17 protein-coding genes and 3 pseudogenes are annotated in these 22,791 nt (G+C 57.0%); 6 read left to right on the forward strand and 14 right to left on the reverse strand.

Features of this window, described 5'->3' with window-relative positions; translation table 11 throughout:
* Positions 1-314 precede the first annotated feature (314 nt).
* Entirely contained in the window at positions 315-1,616 is a 1,302-nt protein-coding gene (locus E1956_RS45195; protein WP_134760572.1) for a sensor domain-containing diguanylate cyclase, read from the reverse strand.
* 860 nt (positions 1,617-2,476) lie between these two features.
* Here E1956_RS45195 and E1956_RS45200 point away from each other — a divergent pair.
* Positions 2,477-3,499: an IS110 family RNA-guided transposase gene (locus E1956_RS45200; RefSeq protein ID WP_134760574.1), complete on the forward strand. Its 1,023-nt coding sequence runs from the start codon at positions 2,477-2,479 to the stop codon at positions 3,497-3,499.
* Between the two features lie 423 nt (positions 3,500-3,922).
* Here the strand turns inward: E1956_RS45200 and E1956_RS45205 are convergent.
* From E1956_RS45205 to E1956_RS45230, 6 genes and pseudogenes are all read right to left on the reverse strand, one after another.
* A pseudogene (locus E1956_RS45205) lies at positions 3,923-4,318 on the reverse strand (transposase); the annotation flags it as partial.
* Between the two features lie 121 nt (positions 4,319-4,439).
* On the reverse strand, positions 4,440-5,168 hold the full coding sequence (locus E1956_RS45210) for a hypothetical protein (RefSeq protein WP_134760576.1): 729 nt from the start codon (positions 5,166-5,168) through the stop codon (positions 4,440-4,442).
* Positions 5,122-6,099: an AAA family ATPase gene (locus E1956_RS45215; protein ID WP_134760578.1), complete on the reverse strand. Its 978-nt coding sequence runs from the start codon at positions 6,097-6,099 to the stop codon at positions 5,122-5,124. Before E1956_RS45215 ends, E1956_RS45210 begins: the two co-directional genes overlap by 47 nt.
* Before the next feature lie 25 nt (positions 6,100-6,124).
* Complete coding sequence (locus E1956_RS45220) at positions 6,125-8,107, reverse strand: DDE-type integrase/transposase/recombinase (protein WP_134760580.1); 1,983 nt, start codon at positions 8,105-8,107, stop codon at positions 6,125-6,127.
* A complete protein-coding gene (locus tag E1956_RS45225) occupies positions 8,104-8,736 on the reverse strand; it encodes a hypothetical protein (protein WP_134760582.1) in 633 nt (210 codons plus the stop codon). The genes E1956_RS45220 and E1956_RS45225 overlap by 4 nt, the downstream gene beginning before the upstream one ends.
* 780 nt (positions 8,737-9,516) lie before the next feature.
* A complete protein-coding gene (locus E1956_RS45230; protein ID WP_167760363.1) occupies positions 9,517-10,023 on the reverse strand; it encodes a glutathione S-transferase N-terminal domain-containing protein in 507 nt (168 codons plus the stop codon).
* 66 nt (positions 10,024-10,089) lie between these two features.
* On the opposite strand from E1956_RS45230, the gene E1956_RS45235 reads away from it, so the two are divergent.
* Positions 10,090-10,896: an IS5 family transposase gene (locus E1956_RS45235; protein WP_134750941.1), complete on the forward strand. Its 807-nt coding sequence runs from the start codon at positions 10,090-10,092 to the stop codon at positions 10,894-10,896.
* On the opposite strand, the gene E1956_RS47925 is transcribed toward E1956_RS45235, so the two are convergent.
* The 4 genes from E1956_RS47925 to E1956_RS45255 all read right to left on the reverse strand — a co-directional run bounded on the left by E1956_RS47925 (position 10,880) and on the right by E1956_RS45255 (position 15,924).
* Entirely contained in the window at positions 10,880-10,975 is a 96-nt protein-coding gene (locus E1956_RS47925) for a glutathione S-transferase N-terminal domain-containing protein (protein WP_134760586.1), read from the reverse strand. The genes E1956_RS45235 and E1956_RS47925 overlap by 17 nt on opposite strands.
* 273 nt (positions 10,976-11,248) lie before the next feature.
* Entirely contained in the window at positions 11,249-12,727 is a 1,479-nt protein-coding gene (locus E1956_RS45245) for an aldehyde dehydrogenase (protein ID WP_134760588.1), read from the reverse strand.
* 171 nt (positions 12,728-12,898) lie between these two features.
* The gene (locus E1956_RS45250; protein ID WP_134760590.1) at positions 12,899-14,224 is read right to left on the reverse strand and encodes an MFS transporter; all 1,326 of its coding nucleotides are present in this window, start codon (positions 14,222-14,224) and stop codon (positions 12,899-12,901) included.
* 263 nt (positions 14,225-14,487) lie between these two features.
* A complete protein-coding gene (locus E1956_RS45255) occupies positions 14,488-15,924 on the reverse strand; it encodes a CoA transferase (RefSeq protein ID WP_134760592.1) in 1,437 nt (478 codons plus the stop codon).
* Positions 15,925-16,342: 418 nt separating this feature from the next.
* On the opposite strand from E1956_RS45255, the pseudogene E1956_RS45260 reads away from it, so the two are divergent.
* Positions 16,343-16,858: pseudogene (locus tag E1956_RS45260) on the forward strand (DUF3363 domain-containing protein); the annotation flags it as partial.
* Positions 16,859-16,973: 115 nt separating this feature from the next.
* Here E1956_RS45260 and E1956_RS45265 read toward each other — a convergent pair.
* Complete coding sequence (locus E1956_RS45265) at positions 16,974-17,603, reverse strand: ArgP/LysG family DNA-binding transcriptional regulator (protein WP_134760594.1); 630 nt, start codon at positions 17,601-17,603, stop codon at positions 16,974-16,976.
* Between the two features lie 303 nt (positions 17,604-17,906).
* On the reverse strand, positions 17,907-19,082 hold the full coding sequence (locus tag E1956_RS45270) for a porin (RefSeq protein WP_134760596.1): 1,176 nt from the start codon (positions 19,080-19,082) through the stop codon (positions 17,907-17,909).
* Positions 19,083-19,646: 564 nt separating this feature from the next.
* Between E1956_RS45270 and E1956_RS45275 the strand changes: the two genes are divergently transcribed.
* Together E1956_RS45275 and E1956_RS45280 are read left to right on the forward strand one after the other, a co-directional pair.
* Positions 19,647-20,534, forward strand: coding sequence for a LysR substrate-binding domain-containing protein (locus E1956_RS45275; RefSeq protein WP_134760598.1), 888 nt, complete (start codon positions 19,647-19,649; stop codon positions 20,532-20,534).
* A 382-nt stretch (positions 20,535-20,916) separates the two neighbouring features.
* Positions 20,917-21,222 (forward strand): annotated as a pseudogene (locus E1956_RS45280) (transposase); the annotation flags it as partial.
* A gap of 5 nt (positions 21,223-21,227) precedes the next feature.
* Here the strand turns inward: E1956_RS45280 and E1956_RS45285 are convergent.
* Positions 21,228-22,142: a LysR family transcriptional regulator gene (locus E1956_RS45285; protein WP_134760600.1), complete on the reverse strand. Its 915-nt coding sequence runs from the start codon at positions 22,140-22,142 to the stop codon at positions 21,228-21,230.
* A 49-nt stretch (positions 22,143-22,191) separates the two neighbouring features.
* On the opposite strand from E1956_RS45285, the gene E1956_RS45290 reads away from it, so the two are divergent.
* Positions 22,192-22,758 (forward strand): nuclear transport factor 2 family protein, encoded by a 567-nt coding sequence (locus E1956_RS45290; protein ID WP_167760364.1) that lies wholly within the window; start codon positions 22,192-22,194, stop codon positions 22,756-22,758.
* Positions 22,759-22,791 lie beyond the last annotated feature (33 nt).

The raw sequence follows: 22,791 nt of genomic DNA on the forward strand, positions 1-22,791 counted from the left end.
AGGCGATATTTCTCGTGACTTTAGATCAGTTCAAACCCACTGCAAAAATTGGCCGGTCTGGCTATCCATTGCTCGCGCGGCGGAAAAAAGCGCTTCCACACGCTCTGGACCCGGAGCGGACCTTCGCTCACCCGAATATTGGCGAATCGAATGCTGCTAACTTCTGGCGTCCAAACTTTCAATTCAGCTTTCGAACGCACCATACACGGTTGATATGGCCCCGTCAATGTCGGCAGTCCGCACGCGACCTTGGACGATGGAGCTTGATCCATAGAGATCGATCGGCAGCCGATGCTTGCTTCGACTAGGCGCGTTCAGGGCTGTCCGACCTCGACCCGGTTGCGGCCCGACTCCTTCGCCTGATAGAGCGCACGGTCAGCGCGCCGCATAAGCGCGTCGACATCGCGTTCGCCAGCATCGCGCGTGACCACGCCAATGCTGACCGTAAAAGGAATCGGTTTCACGCGCCATGCATGGTCGAAATCTAATTGCTCGAACCGCTGGCGCAGCGTATCCGCAATCGCATGCGCGCTTCGGCTATCCGTGCCCGGCAGCGCCGCGACGAATTCCTCGCCTCCCCAGCGCGCGAACCGCATGGACCCGTGCGGAGATGACGTAACGACCTTTGCCAGCACGCGCAGCACTTCGTCGCCAATATCGTGGCCGTAGCTATCGTTGATCTTCTTGAAGTAATCGATGTCGAGGATGAATACGGAAAGAATCTCGTCAGTAGAGAGCACTTTTTCGACAAAGTCCAGAAACTCGCGGCGATTCGGCAGGCCGGTCAGGGCGTCGGTGGCGGCTTGCTTCTTCAGCAGATCCATGAGTTGGGCGCGCTCGGTGATGTCGCGAATGACGGCTGTGAACTCGATCACCCCGTCCACCTTGATCTTGGAAATCGCAATTTCGACAGGGATGATTGTGCCGTCCCGATGTCGCCCATACACGCTGTTGCTTTCGTCCATGCGCGGCGGGGTGATCGACCGCAAGCTCATCTGCACCGAGTCCGCAAACTGCTTCACGTTCCTCGAATGGTTCGCGCGGAATCTTTCTGGCAGCAGGATTTCGATCCGCTGTCCGAGCACCTCCGACGATTTATAGCCAAACAGGTTTTCTGCCGCGCGATTGAATAGCGTGATGTTGTGCTGTTCGTCGATCGTCACAATCGCGTCGTAGGCTGAGTCCACCACGGCGCGAAAACGCGAGTCGCTGACTTCCAGTTCGCGCGTCAGATGCATCTTCGGAGCGTTGTCAAAACCCGTCACAAGAATTTCTTGCGCAGTCGCGCCGTTCGCATATCTCAAGGGCTTAAGCGAGAGGTGCCACCGGTGAACTCCTTCGATGAACTCGTAAGCCTGTTCCAATTCCAGCGCTGCGCCGGACGCGAAGCACCCATGGAGCCTTTCTCGCAATTCGGAGGACGGATGATCCGGAAGCAGCGCGTCTAAGGGGATGGGAAAGGTGTGCAAATCTGAGCGTGCTCCGCTGATCATCTGGAGGAATTGATCATTGCACGCGCTGACCACAACCTCGCCGCGAGCGTCGCGCCCGATTATGGCGACACTGATTGTTGTGCCATCCACATACTCCCGTGATTTGTTAGCCAAGCCGGACATAGCCTCACCTTGCGATACCTCAATTCGACCCCAATTAAATCAAGGTGTGGCGGCGTTGACGCCGCCACACGTCTGTAGATATCGGCAAAACGCCATGGGTCTTGAGACTCGAAAGCGACTTGGCATCACCACGCTCCCTGGCTGGTAGGTCCCGTCGGCTCACGTCGACCCTCCTCGGACCTTTGGCGTCTCTCGCATCCAGCGGTTGTTTCCGGAGGATAGCGTTTGCAAGGACTTTCTCCGAGAGTCAAGATCGGGGTTCGCTTTTTTCGGCGCTTGCAGACGTTCGACGCGCGTACGCAGGTGGGCCGGTTGACGTAGTCATTTCATTTTCCTCAAGTCGGCTGCTGTTGTGGCGTCAAGGCATTACCAGGGTAAGCGGCTCGTGCCGGCCGCGCCGGGGTTGCCGCGCGTCTGACAGACCCAGGCAGTCGCTGGTTGCGGGTTCGCAGCCGGGGCTCAATCCTGTTGGCGCCGGGTTAGCCAGTCCGGCCGGCGACGGCATGGCTGACGGATGGAATCATCGGTTGGACTTTGCGCGCGCACCTGAATGCCAGCCGTTCGATGCACCGGCCGGGCGTCCGGAGGGACCGGCATTCTTGACGGTTCCGCTGTTATGTCAAGATTCGCTATGCGAATGTCAGTGCGCGACTAGAACGCGGATTGCGGTGGCAGGCGCAGTCGGTTGCACAGGGCAGCGTTGCTCTGGCCCAAAACTGAATGGGCCATATCGACCCAGATGGAATGGACACCGCCCTCCCTCCGGGGAAGTGGCCACGATTGAGGGCCTCCAGGACCGAACGGCATCAATGTGCCAAAGTGGAGTTGCGACACAACCACTTGAGGAACGGAGGCCCCTGATGAATGCTACGACATATGGAGTCGACGTTGCAAAACGGGTGTTCCAGCTGTACTGGGTCGACGCCCATACAGGCGAGATCGCGAATCGAAAGTTCGGACGTGACGATTTAATTGCGTTTCTAGCTCAGCGCCCCGCCGGTCGAGTTGCCCTCGAGGCATGCGGAAGTGCGCACTGGTGGGCGCGTAAGATCCGCGCGCTCGGACACGAGGTGGTGCTATTGCACGCCCAATTCATTCGACCTTTCGTGCAAACGAACAAGACCGACGCGGCGGACGCCCGGGCAATCTGGACTGCAGTGCAGCAACCCGGCATGCGCACAGTTGCCGACAAGACAGAAGATCAGCAAGTGATGCTAAGCCTTCATCGTATGCGCTCGTTGCTCGTGAAGTTTCGAACGATGCAGAGAAATCAGCTACGTGGGTTGCTATATGAATTCGGCGTTACGTTTCGCGCAGGACGCGTAGCAGGGATAGACGAGATCAGAGCGCGCATGGCAGAACTCGAAGACGCACTGCCGCGATCAATCGTTCTTAACCTTCTTGAACAGTTGCGCCGCATCAATCTTTTTGAGGAAGACATCAATCAACTCGAGAAGCGGATTGGTGCTTGGCAGAAACACGAAGCTGCATGTCGAGCGATCTCCGACGTGCCGGGCATCGGTCGCCTGACTGCAACTGCTCTGGTAGCCACAATCGGAGACGCGAGGACTTTCAAGTCGGGACGTGAATTCGCGGCGTTCCTCGGTCTTGTTCCGCGGCAAAGCGGCACGGGCGGCAAGGTTCGATTGGGCGCCATCTCAAAGCGAGGCGATCCATACCTGCGCACGCTGCTGATCCACGGAGCACGCTCCGTCCTGTGCCACGCGAAAGTGCCCACAGCGTGGCAGAAAGGAATGCAGGAGCGCCGACCTGCCAACGTGGTCGCCGTAGCCCTCGCGAACAAGATGGCGCGAACTGCGTGGGCCATCCTCGCCCACGAGAGCAGTTACGAAACTAATCACGTCAATGTGAGACCAGCTTAGCAGTATGAGACTTTGAAACTTGAGGAACTGGTAGGTTGCTATGGTTGATTCCCAGTGATGGCAAAACAGGTCGGACCGCGGGAACGCAAACCTGAACACACCCTTGTGCCTGAAGCACGCGGTCGAGATGAGGACGTTCCTGGCGCATTCCATCAGGGCTTGCGGCTTCGGCTCGCGTAAAGCCGGATATAAGACCGCAGCCGATACCTTGTTACGTCATCACATGAAGATCAACTTGGCAAACCGGGCGGTGTCCATATAAGGGTGTGTGGAAACCCGATGGCATTACAATGCGACGCATGACCGCTGACCTCCGCGGCGCGTTTGGCTACCTTTTCGGCCATTACGACGACCGCGAGAGGGTGAGCCTCTCCGATGCGTTCGGACGAGTTTAAGGGCGGTGTTTCAGGACTTAGGGGGTGCTCATGCACCCGCCCGCCGCATTGCCTTCATCGTCTTACTGAAGCCCAGGATTTTCAGCACTCGAGTGAGATTGTAGGCGAGTACGTTTAAACTCATCTCGGTACCTACGTTGGGTAACCTGCGCATCAGGAAGTGCGTATAGCCCATCGAATGCTTGAATGTTCCGAAGACATGTTCGACGGTTCGCCTGCGCACTGTCATCGCATCAGGTGTCTTGTCCAGCCGACGTTGAACCGCGTCCAGCACAGACTCATGCGCCCATCGACTTATCCGTCGTTCGCCGCTGGGCGTGCACTGCGACTTTATTTTGCACTGGGAACATGCACTGCTCCAGTATCGACGTAGCTGCATCCCGTGTTCCTCGCTGGTGTAACGGTAAATTGCCCGCTCTCCAGCCGTAGACCAAATTAAAGTTGTCACAACTTCGCTAATAAAGATGTCAATTCGCGACTCCATCGCGAAGCCTGCAAAAAATTTACCGCAAATTCAAATGTTTACGGGAAACGAATTAAAGTTGTCACCGACTGGCGTCGCGCAACAAAGGGCCGGATCGGCCGTGAGCGACTGCGGCGTCGATGCCGTTGCCCAAGTGCAGATGCAATCGGCGAGTCAGGGCGATGCGGTCCTGCCTGCGCATTGCAGGCGTAGTTGACAGAAGAGAAAGACGCCCATAACTGAAGTGCGAATGGCACCGGACGCATCGAAACGGCGCCTCGATCACGCTGGTGTTAATGAGATAAGGCGTCTCGCTTCGGCAGTCCGGACAGCGCGTTTCGAGCGATTGATGATGCGCCGGGCAGTGATCTTCATCCTCGATCTGATGCAGCACGCTGTGGTAACCGTGCGCCACGCACTGTCGGCAATACCGGAATGTCGCGTGATACCGACCAGGGCGTGCCGCATCGAGCAACGAGACGCGCAAGACGTACTTGGGCAGGCGGAGGACGCGGCACAGGCGCATGAGGTCGATTTCGTCGCGCACCGGTGCCACGCCTTCAGACCCGTCAACCTCGGGGCTCAACAACTGAACCAGCACGTGACTGGGCAGCGAATTGGCACATGCGAACTTCCATAGGATCGAGACGAGAGATTCCCCGGGCATCAGCCACCTGTGGTTGAACACGCTGCCCAATGCGAGCGAGAGTTGCCGCTCGTCAAAGGTGAGAATCGGAAAGCGTGGCGGCTTAAGCACTGTGGTATCACGCGGGGACAAGCACGCGTCCGGTGGCATGGCGGGATTGGACATAGCCGCATCGCTGCACGGCGTATGCCCACAAGGCTGCCGTGGGACAGTAAGCGGGTTCATCTTTTAGTTCGCTATCCTTGAGGACGATTTCGACGGCGCGTGCGAACGACTCCATCGGGATCTCGAGGCGGCCCGGCAAGCTCGCCTTGTGGTGTGCTGCCTCGAACGCCTGCCACAGCACACCGGCGTCGTTGATCAGGCGGTAACCGGCGTCAAACGCCTGCGGCACGTAGAAGCGGGTGAAGCTCCACTGGCTGCCCTCCGGGTACGCTGTTTGATCGTAGCCGTCCAGGCACGTGGCGACATCTTCGGCGTTGCGGATGCCGCAGAAGGCGAACTCCTCGACCATGAGACGCGCGACAATCTGTGTCTTGCCGGCGACCTGCAGCGCCGTCTTCTGAGCGAGCAGATCCTCCTGGCCGACGAGAAAGGTAAAGAGTTTGATGTGCTGACGATCGAGGGCGTCGTGCACATCACGCAGCCATTCGTATTCGTTCTCGTTGTAGCGTTGCGCTTCATCACAAAAGAGCAGCACGGTGCTGCTGCCGGCGCGGGCGGCGGCCTCGCGAATACGCAGCGTCAGGCGCATGCGTTTGGCCGGATTTGTGCCGGAGTTTGGCGTGTGATCGCCCACAGCCTCCAGCAAGTTCACGAAAAATGGACCTTCGGCGTGCCGCGGCTTGTGCTCGCACTGCGCGTGGAAGGTCGTCATCTTCGGGTGTTGACGCGCGAGCATGAGCCTCACGTACTCAATTGCGCGGGTTTTGCCAATTCGCGAGGGGCCGTAAATGAGCGCCCCCATGATCCGGTAGCGCAGGCAGCGCATGACGAGCTCATGGAACGCCTCGATCGCAGGGGTGGCGATGCGGTAATTGCCGGTGACGAGCGGGTGCAGCGACGGGTCGATCGGACGTGGGATTTGCGGCGACATGGTGCCTCCCTTGCAAACGACAGCGTTAGAAAACCTGTCCGGTGCCGATGGTGAGCTTGCGCGGGCGCACGCTCACCGGCGGAGTCGCTTCGGCATCCGGCGCGGCGGCCAGCGAAACGGCCGGAGCGGCGCTCTCGGACGATCTCACGGGGCCTGGCGGCACGCGTACCATGGGTGCTGCGGTGAGCATGCGCATCGCCTGAGCGAGGTCGGAGGCGGCCTTGCGCGTCTTCCTGGCCTCGGCAAGCTTGGCTTGTATGTATGCTTCGACGGGATTGGAGTCGAGCGGACGGGCGCGCTTGTCGCCGTGTAGCTTCAGAATTTCCTGGCGCAGCTTGAGATTGTGCGGCACGACGCGCCACGTTCCTTGCGCCTCGAGTACCCCGAGCTCGGTGCCGTCGGCGAGAAAGGCGCGCACACAGCGCAGATCGTCCGCATTCATATAGACGAGCAGCGGCTGCCCGATCAGGTGCGTGCTGCAGGCGAGTATGGGGTTGGTGTAGCGAACCCGATACAGGTTGATGTGCGGGCGCACCCCCTGCTCGAGATAAGCCCGCACGCGACAGCGCCTGGCCGTTTGCATCAGGCACAGCGTTCGGCGGTGCCGCTCGGGAAGCCAGGTGAGCAACTGCTGTTTGCCGCGCACGAAATACGTCATCGCTTCGAGTGGCGTGACGTTATTGAGGCCTGCATGCGGAGTGCCGTGATAGCTGGCAATCGTATATTCGATCAATTCCTCCAGTTCGTCGAGTGACACGTAGAGGCGCATATTGCCCTTGGGATCGGCCAGCGCCCGGCGCAGATCGCGCGGGTGCGAACCGGTGTAGTCGGGCAATCGCGAAGACAAGCGAGACGCGACCGTGCCAAAGAAGCGCTCGATATAAGGGCGCTCGTCCGGGCTATAGTGGGGACCGGCGTCAACGCTGCAACCGACGAATTCGCACAGCGCGGCCAGCGTGTCGCTCGCGAGATTCGCCTTCGCGTTGTCGAGCTTCATCCATTCCCATGCCACGTAGGCCAGCTCGGGCAGACGCCGGGAGGGAAACCCGTCGTGTGATCCGTACGCGAGACCGGGAATGCTGAAGACGCGCGCGGGGTGGGGCTCAAGCGCTTTCTCGATGGTCTTGATGACGTCGTAGCGGCTGTACTCGCGCGCGAGCACAAGGTGGTAGCCGAGCACGGCGCGCGTGCAGACGTCGATGATGACAAGCAGCCAGACACGCTCGATTTCAAACTCGTGCGCGAAGCCCAGTGGGTCGGACACGACTACCTTGAGCCGGATGTCGAGCTTGTGACCATCGAATTCGACGACCTGATAGGGGCGGCTTGCCGCTGGCGCGCCTGCCTCATCATCAGGGCGAGGCAAGCCTTTGAGGTGCGAGGCGCCGGCCGCGCGCGCAGCAGTACCGAAGTTGCGTAGCAGCTCCGCCTTCACGCATGCCGATACGGAGCGAATCGCCTGGCCTGCCGTATTGAACGGATAGTCCGCCGCAGTCAGGCCCATTTGCCGGCACTGCTGCAAGAATTCCGTGTGCAATGCTTGCAGGCCGCGCAGGCGTGTACGCAGAGCGCCGTCGGTATGGCGCTGATCAAGCTTGACGCGGCGCTGCTTGAGCTGCAGCCGGAGCCAGCCGGCGAGGGTAGGGTAACGCTCAAACAGTTGTGAGAGGGCGCCTACGGCGCCACGGCTGCCCCGCTCGCCTTGTACGGTGACGGGGCGCACACGGACGTACTCCGTTACGCGGACACGCGCAATCAGCGCGCGAAACCCATAGATGCGCCCGTCGTGATGCAGTTCGAGCGCCCGCTCGAGCAAGCGGTAGAGCTGCCGACGATTCACACCGGTCGCGTGTTCGATGTCCTTGACAGGCTCGCCGCGCGCGTAACGCTCGATTGCCTGCATCCGAAGCTGGATGCGCTTGCGAGCGGGAGCATCAAACTCAGTCCACGCCACAGTTGGCCAGGTCATCAGGTCGAGTTCTTGCAATTCGGGTTTGCGGCGACTCATGAGCGGGCCTCGGCAGCAGCAAAGCGCGTGAGCCACGAAAGTGGCTCGGTGCGCAACTCGGGTGCCGTTACGCGGCCTGTATGCAACAGGCCGAACAAGGCCGCGCGCACGACAATGGGGTCACCGGTTGAGAACTCTCGCTCGATGTCGAGCAATGATTGAGACGTTGCGACGAAGCGCTCAATCGAGTTGAATAGCGAAGCCGGCACAAGACCGCGTGTGGCGATCAGACACGGCAGCATGCGTTGCCAGTTGTCGACCCAGATCCGCGAGGCCGCTAGTTCCGCGGGCTCGACGTGGCGCACAGTCATCGCGCTGGCATCAACGACCGCACGAGGACTGTCGTCTTCCACGATGACCGGATCGGGTAGCAGCAACAGTTCATGACGGTCAGCGTAGCGGACGTGGAAATCGACGAGATATCGCCGGCCATCGATCTGGACAAAGCCGGGACGTTCGCAAAAGGCGCGCACGGTCGGATCGGATTCGAGCACGAACCATTGATCGACGGCGCAGCGTCGGTCGAGCGTCAGCCGGCGTTTGAGTTTCGGGCTGAAGACTTCGAAGCGGTGCGCGCCGCGCATTCGCGGGAGCAAGACCGGCTGCGTCAGGTGCACGGGAACCTCCATAAGATCAAGACCTTAGGAGCGGGATTCGAAGTCTAGAACGTGAATTGACGAATTTAATGCGGACTTATGCGAATTGACGACTTTATTTCGTTGAGACTGCAAATAAAGTCGTCAATCCAAGCGTCACAAGCCCCGTGCTACGGGAATTCCAAGTTGACGGCTTTATTTTCTTCTACCTTTGCGGAGCTTTCTTCAGCCTGCGGCAGTGCAGCACGGCCCGATGACAGAGCCGCGCGATCGCGGCTTATTCTTTGCGGACTGATTTGGTATGCGAGTGGTAGACAGGAGGCGTGTGATCTTGCGTCATCATTTGACACAATCTACCGAGCTGGACAGTGCCAGTGAAATATGAGTTGAATCTGGCCGCCATAGGCGCGAGCAATGGCGAGATGAACAGCTTAATCTTCACGCTACCTATCTGAGTCGATTCACTGTGCAACTTCTTAGCTGATGGACCGAGAAACTTATTTGTCAGCAGTCTCAGCGAAAGACGGACAGGGAACGCAGTTGTGTTCTGAGGAGTACGACCGTGAGAATGAGCAAGTCCATATCTGGCGTATACATGATAGCGCTCGCTCTACAGTGATCGGCCGAGTAGCCTACTGCCGGGGCTATCTCCAGTTGCCATATCTGCAAGATGTTCAAAGTCGCAAAACGAAAAGCGCCCCGCGGGAGCGGCGGTCTCGTAGAAATCGGATGCCCGGCAGGGATGAACCTAACTTGAAAGCATCGCGAATACGATCTTGCGCGGAACTCGTTGGCGACGAGCGTGTGCCATTGCTACCTCGTGGTAGGCGGAGCAGTGTCCGCGAAGCTTTGCCGATCTGAATATGCCGAAAACCAAGACGACAGCGCTGCGTGCTCTTCACGCCACGAGAAATCCGGCATGCGGAAGTCGAGATACGCGAGTGCGCACGCCACTGCGATGCCGTCAAGCTGGATCTCATTGGGCAGCCGCGATTCGGTGAATGCACGTACAGCCCGTCGAATCGCGACCTCCCTGCGGTTGAGCCAGAAGGCTGATGGGCTTGCGTCGGTCCGCTGGAGTTCGAGGACAGACGCCACTGCAGCATCCATCACGCCGTCGGCCAGAGACTGCAATCGCATGGTGTGAATTCGTTGGCGAAAGTCAGCTGGAATCAGAGGCGGCTCGACTGCCAGGCTGTCGATGTATTCGCAGAGGATGGGACTATCGAACAGCGAACCATCCTCTGTTTCAAGTGCCGGTACTTTGGCGAGCGGATTCAGCGACAGCAATTCGTTTCCGCTGTTGAGTGGGTAGGTCACCACTTCATCAATACGTGACACTAGAAGGTGTTATGAACTTTCGGCCAGACCTGGTACCCTGGCGGGATGAAGAAACGCAGGCCCTACCCAACGGATGTATCGGATGAAGAGTGGTACTTCGCCGCTCCGTACCTGACATTGATGAACCAGGACGCGCCTCAGCGTCGCTACGAATTGCGCGAGATGTTCAACGCCTTGCGCTGGATTGTCCGCGCGGGTGCACCGTGGCGTCTGCTGCCCAATGACTTTCCGCCGTGGGAGACGGTCTACCAGCAAACGCAGCGCTGGATTCAGGCAGGCTGTTTCGAGGCCATGGTAAATGACCTGCGTTCGCTTATCCGGGTGGCGCAGGATCGCCGGGGTCAACCCAGTGCAGTCATCCTCGACGGCCGCACGCTGCAGTCGACGTGCGAGAGCGGCCCACGCGCAGGCTATGACGGGTACAAGCGCAAGAAAGGCAGCAAGGTGCACATGGCGGTGGATACGTTGGGGCAACTGCTTGCGGTTCATGTGACGCCGGCCAACGAACAGGAGCGTGCACAGGTCGGAGAGCTCGCGCGACAGGTCCAGCAGGCGACGGGGCAGACAGTGAGAATCGCGTTCGCTGACCAGGGCTACACCGGCGAAGAGCCTGCAGAGGCCGCGCGCGATGAAGGCATCGAGCTTCAGGTGGTCAGGTTGCCGGAGGCGAAAAAGGGCTTTGTACTGTTGCCGCGTCGCTGGGTGGTGGAGCGCAGCTTCGGCTGGCTCAACCGCTTCCGCCGACTGGCCAGAGACTACGAGCGATTGCCCGAAACGTTGGCTGGTCTGCATTTCGTCGTGTTCTCCGTGCTTATGCTCGTCCACTTTGCAGCCCTTAGCAAAAGTGCATAACACCTTCTAATCCTTTTTCGCGGATGACGATACGAACCTTGCGTGCAAATGGTGACGCGGGACTATATAGCAACTTCATCTATGTTCCTCAGTTCTGTTCATCAACATCTTCTTATGCGCATCGACCACACGATTCGTAACCACGACGAGAAAATTCGGTCGAGACAACGGCAGCGATTCCCCATTCACCTCAACGTGAATGACAAGCATACTCTCCGACGCACAGGACTACTGGGAACGCGCCGCTAGGCTACGGAACCTCGGTCGCGAGCTCGAATATTGCAGGGCGGGTTGGCAGACGTGGAGTGATCGCGCATATATCCGGTAGACCACGAGATATACGCGCGCGCCGTTAGCGCATGAGAAATGGGTTCGCGCTCGCTATTCCAGTGTTGATCCAGACACTCTTCGTCTGAAGATATTCCTGGATCGCGCTGATGCCGTTTTCTCGGCCGAGCCCGGAGTCCTTATAACCGCCAAATGGTGACATATAGCTGACAGCCCGGTAACTGTTGACCCAGACTGTGCCAGCCTGAATTTGTTCGGCCACACGGATCGACCGGCCAATATCCTTCGTCCAGACACCGGCCCCCAGGCCGAAGCGCACGTCGTTTGCGATTTCGACCGCTTCCGATTCATCCTTGAAGCGAATGATTGACAGCACCGGCCCGAAGACCTCTTCCTGGGCAATGCGCATGCTATTCTTGACATCGCCAAAAATCGTCGGCTCTACGAACCAGCCATTGCCGCATTCGGGCGCTGTACCTCGTTTGCCTCCGAGTAGCAGCGTTGCGCCGTCCTGCTTTGCGACATCGATGTAGTGCAAGACCTTTTCGTACTGAGGGCGCGTTGTAACCGGGCCAACCTGGGTGTCAGGACTTGACGGGTCCCCCATCCGCGCTGTGCTCGCGAGTGAGAGCAGTCTCTCGACGAACAGCTCATATGTGCTGTCCTGTACCAAGAGACGCGAGCCAGCAATGCAGGTCTGTCCGGTCGCAGCGAAAATTCCCGAAACAGCTCCATTCACAGCGTCATCGAGATCGGCGTCTTCAAATACGATATTTGGAGATTTTCCGCCGAGTTCGAGACTGACGTGCTTGAACTGGCGAGCCGCCGCTTCGTTGATGGCTCGCCCGGTCGAATCGGCCCCGGTGAAGGTAATTTTCTTGACAAGAGGGTGATCGACGAGGGGTGATCCGACATCTTTTCCGAAGCCCGTAACGACGTTAATGACTCCGGGCGGAAAACCCGCTTCGGTGAAGAGCTTTGCGAATTCGATGGCTGAGGCTGATGTGAATTCTGAGGGCTTAAGAACGACAGTGCAGCCAGCCGCGAGCGCAGGGGCGATCTTCCAGGTCGCCAGCATCAGTGGTGAGTTCCACGGCGTAATCGCCGCGACAACGCCGAGCGGTTCATTGCGTGTAAAGTTAAAGTATCCTTTCTTGTCAAGAGGGATGACCGTTCCCTGAATCTTGTCCGCGAGGCCACCGAAGTAGTAGTACCACTGCGGCAAATACTGACACTGGCCATACATCTCCGCTAGGAGCTTGCCGTTGTCACGCGTCTCGATTTCCGCGAGCTTGCGTGCGTCTCGGGCGATTAGATCACCAACCCGGTGAAGCAGTCGGCCCCGCTGGCTTGGCGTCAGTTGTGACCACGGGCCCGTGCTGAATGCCGCATGAGCGGCCTGCACTGCGCTATCGACGTCTGCTGCATTACCTTTGGCGATTTTTGCCCAAGGCGCACCGGTAAATGGATTATCTGTTTCGAACCATTCTCCCGAAGAAGACGGCCGTGATTCACCATTGATATATAGCTCAAAGTGTTGCATGGGGTGTACTCCTCTTGAATCAGGTACTAACTTGCAGGTTCTCATTGAATTCCCGCAAGGGTGTCGGCATCGAGAGAGCGAAAGGACATTGACCTCAACTAACCCTCTGGTGGTATGAGCTCAGTGCCGCAATGTGATTGCATCGGGAAAAATCGATTCATATGCTCGCTCTTATTCCGCGCCCCCGATCTTTTGAGCTGCGTCTGCGACGGTGCTCATAGCAAAAGAAAGGACGGCCGCGACGAGAGTGAAAGCCGAGATGGCATAAAGCCCAACGCTACTGCTGCCCGTAAGATCGCGAAATATGCCAAAGAGCCACGGCCCGGCCAGCCCGCTAGTGTTGCCAAGGGAATTAATTAGCGCGATCGCGATCGCTGCGCTCGCACCTCGAAACATCGAAGTCGGAATGGTCCAGAATAGCGGAACAGCCGCCTGCATACCCGCGGCCCCAAAGCATAGGCCAGCGATTGCCGTATAAGGTGAATCGACAGTTGCGCTCGTAAACAACCCGATTGCCGCGAGTCCAAGCAAGATCAGCATATGCCAGCGGCGAGTGGCCGGTCGTTCAGATGTGCGTCCAACGATGAAAGTTAGAATTGCTGCGCAAATCCACGGGATCGAAGAGATGAGTCCCGCGTCGACGGAACCAACGTGAAGCCGTTCCTGTACGATCTTTGGCAGGAAAAAAGTTACTGCCCAAACACCGATGAGCGTCGAGAAATACAGAAAAGAGAGTACCCATGCGGATCTGCTCCGAAGGATTGAAGGAAGATGGCGAAGATTTACGGATTCAGCTTCGCGGGCGACGGGCAACTGCGTAGTGAGATAGTTCTTCTCTTCATTCGAGAGCCACTTTGCGTTGCCGGGGCGGTCCGGTAGTGCCAGGAAGGTGAAGAATCCAAGCAGTATCGCGGGCAAACCCTGCAGAATGAAAACCCAACGCCAGCCAGCAAGTCCGGCGATACCGTGCATCCCAAGCATCAGGGAAGTCAGAATGGAACCAACAGCGAGAGAGATGGGGACACAGATCGTGAGCGTTGCATACGCTCTGGTAAGCATGCGCGGCGGAAACCAGAGGGTCAGGAAGAAGACCACACCTGGATAGTAACCAGCCTCAGCCACGCCAAGGAGAATTCGCAATATATAAAGCGACGTCGTACCTTGTGTTGCGGCTAGTGTGACTGTAACCGCACCCCAGGTAATCATAATGCGAGCAATCCAGACACGCGCGCCAAATCTGACCATGCCCATGTTCGACGGAATCTCGAAAAGCAGATATCCGACATAAAAGAGCCCTGCTGCCAGTCCGAAGCTGGATGCTGTCAGGCCGAGATCTTTCGATAATGGTCCGAATAAAACGCCCAAATTTGCGCGGTCGATGTATGAAACAAATATGCCAAGCATAAGTGCTGGCATCAGACGAGCACTAATTTTGACTAAAATTCGCCGCTCGATCCCGGAATCCGGGAAAGAATCTTGAGTCTCGCTAAGTTGCATTATGTGTCTCCTGTGCCGCATGGAACCCGGTTAGACCGAGGTTTTATAGATTCTGTCAGATGCGGAGCTTAACAACACGATTACGGCATAAATGAAGCTACCACTGGTTCGTATCGTGGAAAGGCTGCGATCCAACTCGTTGATGATCTCCTACACGGGGAACCAGATCGCAGACTTTCCCCTAATCACTACGCCTCTGATCTTTGGCACCGTTTCAATTTACTAAACTTTATCGAGTACCGAGGAAGCATCGGTGAGTGCGTTCATTCGGACTGCCATTGTGGCTGGTCGGCGCCATAGGGAACGAGGCGCTCGTGGTGGGGCAATGGCAAAGACGAGAAGCGCAACGGGTTCGTCAACGTTTTCACCTCACCGAACGCCGTTACAGAAGTAGTTGTGTGGCATGGGTATATATCCGTCGACGGCAATCCGGAAATAGTAGCGTCGTCGAGAAGGCCGAGATCCTGCACCCACATTGCACTTCGGGTGAGGGAGACTTTCACGTGATAGGAACCCCCTTCGGTGGCGCGCCGCTTGAGCGCGACGAGCATGCCAGCCGCGGCAAAATAACCGGTCAACAGGTCGTTCAGATAAAACACCGGCGAGAATTTTGGGGTTACCGTTCCTCCGCCTTCGGTACTCGAAAAGCCCGACGCGGCCTGGCCATGTGGGTCGAAGCCCGCTCGTCCTGCCCATGGGCCACTGTGGCCGTATGCATTAACCGACGCTACGACGATACCCTTCTTCGAGCGCCCGGCGAGCTCCTCAGGAGTTAGGCCGAATCGGCGCGTGACGCCCGGCCGGTAGCTGCAGACAAACACATCCGCTTGCGCCGCGAGGTCGTGCATGCGTTGAAGTTGCGGTGCGTGGGCAAGATTGAGGTAGGCACAGTACTTGCCCATATCGACGCTAAGATGCTGCGCAAGGGTATCTGCGCGGGCTGGGCTGGTAATGTGCAACACCTCCGCGCCGAACTCAGCTAGAGTCTGCGTGCTATGTGGCCCAGCTAGCACGTGTGCAAAGTCAAGTACGCGTATGCCGTCAAGCACACCCGACGGCGACGACTGAAACGGCACGGGATCGCTGTCTGAGATCTTCTCGATCTCGATGACTGGTGTGGCGCCCAGGGCTGTACCCTGAGGATGCGCGCGCCATTCTTCCGGAGAGAACGCGCGGCAGGCGGGGAGTCCCAATTCCGAAAGCGCTGATTCGAGGTCCGCAGCAGTGTAACGGGCGGTTGCCGCGTCGATCGACTTGCGATTGTTCCCGCAATCGAAGAAGTTCAGATAGCCGTTCAACAGCTTCTGGTATGGCGGTCCAGCCCACAGGACTACCTGACACCCGTCGCTGGTCGGATGGTAGCCGTTAACCGGCATATGCTCAGCACCGACCTCAAACCACTCGCCGCCTTGCCAGAGATAATGCGAAGGATGAAGCGAATGCAGGGCGTCTATCGTATCGACGGTGACATCGGTAGTTTTTCCTGTTCGCGCGTGCCAGATATTCGCGGCCGCGGCTCCAATAAGCAGCTGGGCGGTTCCCACCGCATCCACAAGGCGATGCGGCGATCGGATGAGTAGTTCATCGCCATCAAGGCTAACCTGGCCGAGTGAACCAGTATCGATACCAAGACTGTCAATCAATGAAGCGAGAGCGGGCAATTGCCGATCGCGCAGATCGCGGCTGTGTTTCTGATCCATGGAGCGTTACTCTGAAAGTAGACCGACGTTTGCTGTGATGCTGCGTTTGTGCCGGAATAGCAACGAACTTCCAGCGACGACTCGTCAGCGGCGATTCCTATCGTCGTCGCTAGGAAGGTGGATGTCCAATATGACTTTTTTGGCCCGTGATATCGTTTTTGTCTCACCATGATCCAGGCATGCTTGCTCTGGCAATTCGGCCCCGTGGTCGAGGAATCGCGTTTCAGCCGCGCTTCGGCGTGGCTGTACATGGCACTCAGCCACTAGGTAGTCAGGTCATCAAGCACCTCGAGCAGATCATCGGCGTGCCCTTGTTCAGGCGCTCGCGCCATTTCGTGCATGTCTTCCCGCTGGCGTTGTGGTCCTTAACAATGCGGGTGGACTTGTGATATGAGGGCCGTGTGCATCGGCGCCAAGCGGGGCGTGGGCAATGGAACTGAAATCCCACCTGCCTATTGAGCGGCAGGCCCGCGTGATCGGCGCCACGTGGCTGGATCAGCAATTGATCTGCGGCGGCAAGGGGTTGGGGGACTTGGGCTTTGGCAGTGAAGCCAAGCGGGCGTTACAGCAGCGTGCGGATTTCCTGACAGAGCAAGGACTTGCCGAGCGGCGCAGGCAGCGCGTGATTCTGGCGCGCAACTTGCTGGCAACGCTTCGCGAGCATGATGTAAAGCAGGCCGCTAAGGACATTGCGGGCGAAACCGGCCTGGAGCACCGTCCCGTGGCCGATGGTCAGCGCGTGACGGGCATTTACCGCCGTAGCGTCATACTGACCAGCGGGCGCTACGCCATGCCGGATGACGGCAAGGGCTTCAGCTTGGTGCCGTGGAAGCCGTTGATCGAGCGTCGACAGGGGCAACATCTGACAATCACTAAGTCTGGAGATCAGATTTCTTGGATCATTTCGCGCCAGCGCGGGATTCTTGGCAGATAGGCAATCGCTGCGAAAGGAGCAGATACCGTGACGGTTCTCGGGGCTTCGATGCCGCTCAACACCGGCGCAAACCCAGTGTTCATGTGGAGTGCGGGCTTATTGCAGGGTCGACCAACTAAGTCTGATGCTCGGTCGAAAGAAATTTGTCGTGAATCGCATCGTTGCGATCAAACAGTATCGCCGGAACGTCCAGTATGGCTGGCAGCGTCATACCCGTGGGAAGATGCGTTACGATGAACCCTGGCGTCGCAACGCATCGGTAACGCATCCCTCCAGCAAAGTCAGCCTGGAATCCGATAGGCGGCTCCCGTTGTGTCGAAATGCATCCCTTGACGTCACCGCGTGCCAATGCAGTCACCGTGTGGTCTTGATCGTCGACGATAATATCGAGCCCGATGTGTTGCATGCCGAGCTTCCATGAAACAGGTTCAAACGATGTCGCAAATGAATCGGCGTTGACGGCGATCGCAATATTCACGGGAGGGAATTTTCCCGGCTTGATGAGTTCAAGCGTTTCGTCCTCAAGCAGGCGCATCGCCATGATGTAGCGAAGAATCGCTTCGCCTGCACGAGTGGGGATGACAGTCGGGTCGCGCATCAAGAGCACTGCCCCGACCGCGGCTTCAAGGCTTTTGATCCGCTGCGACACCGCTCCTGGCGAGATGTTCAGTAGCGCTGCAGCTTTCCTGAAGTGCTGGCACTCCAAAACAGTGGCAAACGTTTCCAATTGCTGTCGATCCAACATACACAACTCCTACAATTAACCGTGCCTTTCCCCGAAAGATCATAGCTAGATTAACTAATTAATAGACAATTTCGGCTGTCCGCTTTCCACCCCATTCACAAATCGTAAGAAAGACCTCACTATCGCGACACATAGAGATCGGACCGTGCTCAATTGGCCTACAAGGTGCGCTCCAAACCATTCTTCCGCGGCACTCCAGCTTTTCGTTCGCCAGACGCTACCTCCTGGGCGCACCGCGGTTGTTCAAACAGAAACTCGCCGGTGCAACGTCGCCCACCAGCGAGCGGCAGGAACGCACGCAAGTTAAAACTTGTGCCGAATACCAATGCGCGCGTTGAGTTGATTGCTGTTGCCCGACGCCGCCAGGGTATTGATCGCGGCCACAGCGCTCTTTCCGGTCGAATCAGAGCCTGAAGCATGCTGGTACACGCCGATGACGTAGACATCAGTGCGCTTCGAAAGGAAATAGTCTACGCCCAGGCTGTATTGGAAATACTTCGCACCATCCGTGTTCGAGCCGTTTGTCAGCGTGACACCGCTGCCGTCCGTATAGTCGAATGCGAAACCTGCCAGTAGCGCCGGTGTAAATTGGTACTTGAAACTTGCTTCAACGTTGTTGAACGTTGCATTCGTCCCGTGTTGGTAGATCGTCGCACCGTTCGCCCCCAAGTTGCGGAAACTGACGTTCGAGTACGTCATGCCGAAAGTCGCTGCGCCCAGAGTGTAGGCACCACCGGCTCCGATTACTTGGTACGTGTTCGCGCTCACGTAGCCTGAATAGACCGGTGTCGTGACCGTAGCGGCAGTTGAAGTCGATGTGCTATTTTCGAAAAGGCCACCGGCGTTAGACGGCGTTCGCGCGTTCAGGTATCCGACACCAAGTGTCAGCGGGCCATTGTTGTAACCAGCAGCCAGCGACCATATCTGGTTTTCCGAGGAATTACCAGCGACACCTCCGAAACTATATGTGCCTGTGAAGTTCAGACCACCGTAATCTGCGCTTCTGAATTTAACGGTGTTGTTGGAGCGATACGCGTTGTTGAAATTGTCGAGATCACCCGGGTGTGCGGCGATGCTGCCGCCCCACTGGTCACCGGCAATCAGCGGCCCCAAATTATCGACAACAGCGTCATACTGGCGGCCCAGCGTGACAGTACCGAACCGCCTGCTGCTCAGGCCTGCGTATGCTTGGCGGCCGAACATCAGACCACCTTGACCGAGCTTGCCGGAGTTCACGTCGAAGCCGTTCTCAAGAACAAACACTGCCTTCAGGCCGCCACCAAGGTCTTCGGCACCGCGCAAACCGAAGCGGCTGGCCTGCATCACGCCATTCGACAAGTTGTACAGATGCTTGCCACCCGAATTGGTGTTGAGATTGAAACCTTCATCAATGATGCCATATAGCGTTACGCTGCTCTGTGCATGGGCACCGCCCGTGAACGCGACGAGCACGGCGAACGCAAGAAGAGACTTTTTCATTGTGCGATTTCCAAACGATTTCATAATTTTTTGATAAAGGTGTTTCTGAAATACTCCTTTGCATTATTTGTTTTTACATAGCATGTCGAACTATATTTACATCAAAAACTCAACAATATCGGCCGTGCCTTCCAATATTTCTTGAAACTCAATGTCCTAGTTGAGCCCTCCTCGCCTAAAATAAAAAACCTCAATTCCCGTTCCCGAGCTGCTTGTGGCACATGTCCGGCACCCTTGGTCACAACGGACTCGGCGACGACTGACATCTGTTATCGTTCTATGTCGCTGCCTACTTGCGACATGTTCATCGCCATACCGCTCAGCTTCCTGGCCTGAACCGTGCGTCAGTGACTGTCCTTATGAACTTGAATTGGTCCAGACCACGCATCGTCGTCCTGATCGGCTCACGCCCGTTCATGACCGGACGCTTCCAGATAGATGTCCACCCCATCAGTGACGGCGGACGGCGAGGTGTTACGTCAATTTTTTACTTATATGCTCGCCGCTTAAGCGATGAACGTCCAATATGACTTTTCCCAGTTTTGATATATTCTTTGTATCACCATGATACAAGCACGCCTGCTCCGACAGTTCATCGCAGTTGCCGAGGAACTGCATTTTGGCCGCGCCGCGGCCCGACTACACATGGCGCAACCGCCATTGAGCCAAGCGATCAAGCATCTCGAGGAAATTGTTGGCGTATCCTTATTTAAACGTTCCCGCCATTACGTGGCACTGACACCGGCTGGCAGCGTGTTTCTGGACGAAGCCCGTGAGCTTCTGCTGGCAGGCCAACGCGCCATCGACGCCGCACGGCACGCAGAGGACGGGCCGAGTGGGCGCGTCACAATCGGCTTCGTCGGTTCGGCGAGCTTCGAGATCCTGCCCCGCATCCTTCGGGAACTACGCCGACGCTTCCCAGCAATTCACATAGAGCTGCGCGAGCTTGCGTCAACCGAACAGATCGCGAGCCTTGCGGCTGAGCGCATTGATGTCGGCGTTGTCCGGCTACCCATCAACAACGCCGCAGACTTTGCCCTACGTGAGATTTGCTCAGAGCGATTCGTCGTGGCGCTTCCGATCGACCACCCGCGCGCCAAGGCACGAACGATACGACTGAAAGATCTGTCCGATGAGCCTTTTATGACGTTTCCACCGGATCGCATTCCCGCATTGCACACGAAAGTCATGCTCGCCTGCGAGACAGCGGGTTTCAGTCCACGGATTGCAATGGAGGCGTGGCAAACAGCGAGTATGGTTAGCCTTGTCGCGGCCGGGATGGGGGTTGCATTGCTGCCGGAACAGGTTCGTAGCTGTCCGCATCCGAAGGTGGTCTTCAAAACCATCTCGGACCAAAGCGAACATCTCGAGCTTAAGATTGCAGCGGTGTGGCATCCAGACAGAGTGTCTGCCGGCGTACGGGCCGTACTTTCAGTGCTGGATGAAATCTAGTTATAGGCGATGGCCCGCATACACCAGCGCAGCAAAGTCGTCCGAATCTCGAGAGCGGAATTTTGAATATCAAGTTTGGATTGCGGTTCCTGAGTGCAATCAAACGGCTTGCGCGTACTTTCTCGCGAAGGAACATGGCATTCTCGCTATAGTGCTCGAAGCAAATCAGGTAGCTTGGGGATGCAGCGGCAGAAACGAAAGTTTCGCGAGAATTTCTGGAGGACGGGTTCCTTTCGCCGAGCTCGTCGTGCGATACGGCGAGGCCAACGCTCAAGCGTACTTTGCCGAAATGATGCTGGGACTTAACACCGTCAGGAGTCTGATCGCCGAGGGACGTATCGAATGTGATGTGATGCCTGATGCGGTGTACAAGGTGGCAAGCTGGCCCGACCACGTTGAAAAGCTGCGCCGTGAAATGCGGTTGTATAACTATGTGGCGGGGTATGACTACCAGCGTTGCCGCCAGCACCTGAGGCTGAGAGGCGTTGTCAGCCGGATTGGCAGGCGGGGGATTGAAAGCAGCGAGCGACTGGGCAAGCACCGCTGGGTAGTGGAGCGGACGCACGGATGGTTTGCAGGCTTTGGCAAGCTACGAATCCGCTTTAAACGACGGCTGGATATCCATGAAGCGCTGCTGAAATTGGCGGCAGCGATCATCTGCGCACGCTTCGTGGATCGGTGGTGTTAGCCACTCTAATTCGGTGGTGTCACATGCTTCGTAGCAGCAAATAACTGTTCGGCCCAAGACCTGAAGGCCTTCAACTTGGAGGTTAGCATTCGGTGCTGCGGATAGAGGAGATTGACGGGGATGCCGTCAATTTGGTGATCGACAAGGATGCGCTCGAGCCGGCCGCTCTGGAGATGTTCCTCGAGCAAATAAAGTGGCGACAAGACAATACCAAGGCCAGAAATTGCCCCGTGCAGACACGATTCGATGCTGTTAAAAGCTACGCGATGACGGCCTCGGACGCTTGATCGAATCCCGTCTTTTGTAAAGTTGTAGTCAAAAAATCGACCGCTCCTTGATGAAAAGAAGCGGCAGATCTGATGCTCCTCAAGCTCATGAGGCGTCTTGGGCGTTCCAAATCGCTCCAAATATTTCGGTGATGCACATATCGCCAGATCGAATGTCCCGAGCTTTCGCGCAACCAGTGACTCGTCATGAATTAGATTGCCTCTGATCACGCAATCGATCCCCTCCGACACAAGATCAACTGGTCGATCGTTGCATCCGATTTCGAGCGTGATTTCGGGGTAACTGTCTACAAAAGATCCCAGTGCGGGAATTACGATGTGATGCCCCACAGCTGGCGACATATCAACTCGGAGTCGGCCTTTTGGTTGAGCTTTCGAAGCTGTTGTAGCGGCTTCGGTTTCCTCTAATTCTGACAGGAGCGAAACCGCGCGGTCGTAATAGGCAGCCCCCTCTTCAGTCGGAACTACATGACGGGTCGTCCTATTGAGAAGCTGCACACCGAGATGCCGCTCAAGCGCACTGACTTGGGAAGAAACAGTTGTCTTCGCCATGTTCAGTGAAATTGCTGCTTGACTGAAGCTCGAAAATTGCACCACCCGAACAAAGGCGAGCATCGCATCAAAGCGGTCCATGGCGACTCTCCAAACAATGAATTCTCGCAGAAGCGACTGTACGACGCGAATGAACAGTCTGTCCAAGTTGCCACCACTTGTCCAGCTGTATTCGATCAATATACTCCCTACCAACCAAACGATTCAGCACCTAGAGCTCATCAGATCCACAACACCCAAAGTCGAGGTTATTGAAATGTCACTACCAGTTGAAGAAATTGAAGAAATCCGGCAACGAAAGGCTCAGTATTGCCGATACCTAGATACGAAGAAATTCGATGAATGGGAAAACCTATTCATCCCGGATGCTAGCGTCACCTTTTACAATGTCGATGGCTCTCCGCAGTATCACTTCTCTTCGATAGCGGAACTCTCCTCGGTGACTCGTAACGGCTTCGCAAGCGCACAAACCATCCATCAACTTCACAACTCTGAAATTGAATTGAAGTCCGATACGGAAGCGCACGCTATTTGGTCGATGGAAGATCTGCAAATCTTCCCGGCGGAAGGCAGAAATCCCACGAACACCGTCCACGGCTATGGGTTCTATCATGACACATGGAAGCTGATCGACGGCGAATGGAAACTGGCAGTCATGGAACTCCGCCGGATTGTCCTGGACGTCCGTCAGTCGTAGCGTGCGGCGGTATCACGGCGCGAACGTCTTCCG

The sequence above is a fragment of the Paraburkholderia pallida genome (assembly GCF_004524855.1).
GTDB lineage: Bacteria > Pseudomonadota > Gammaproteobacteria > Burkholderiales > Burkholderiaceae > Paraburkholderia > Paraburkholderia oxyphila.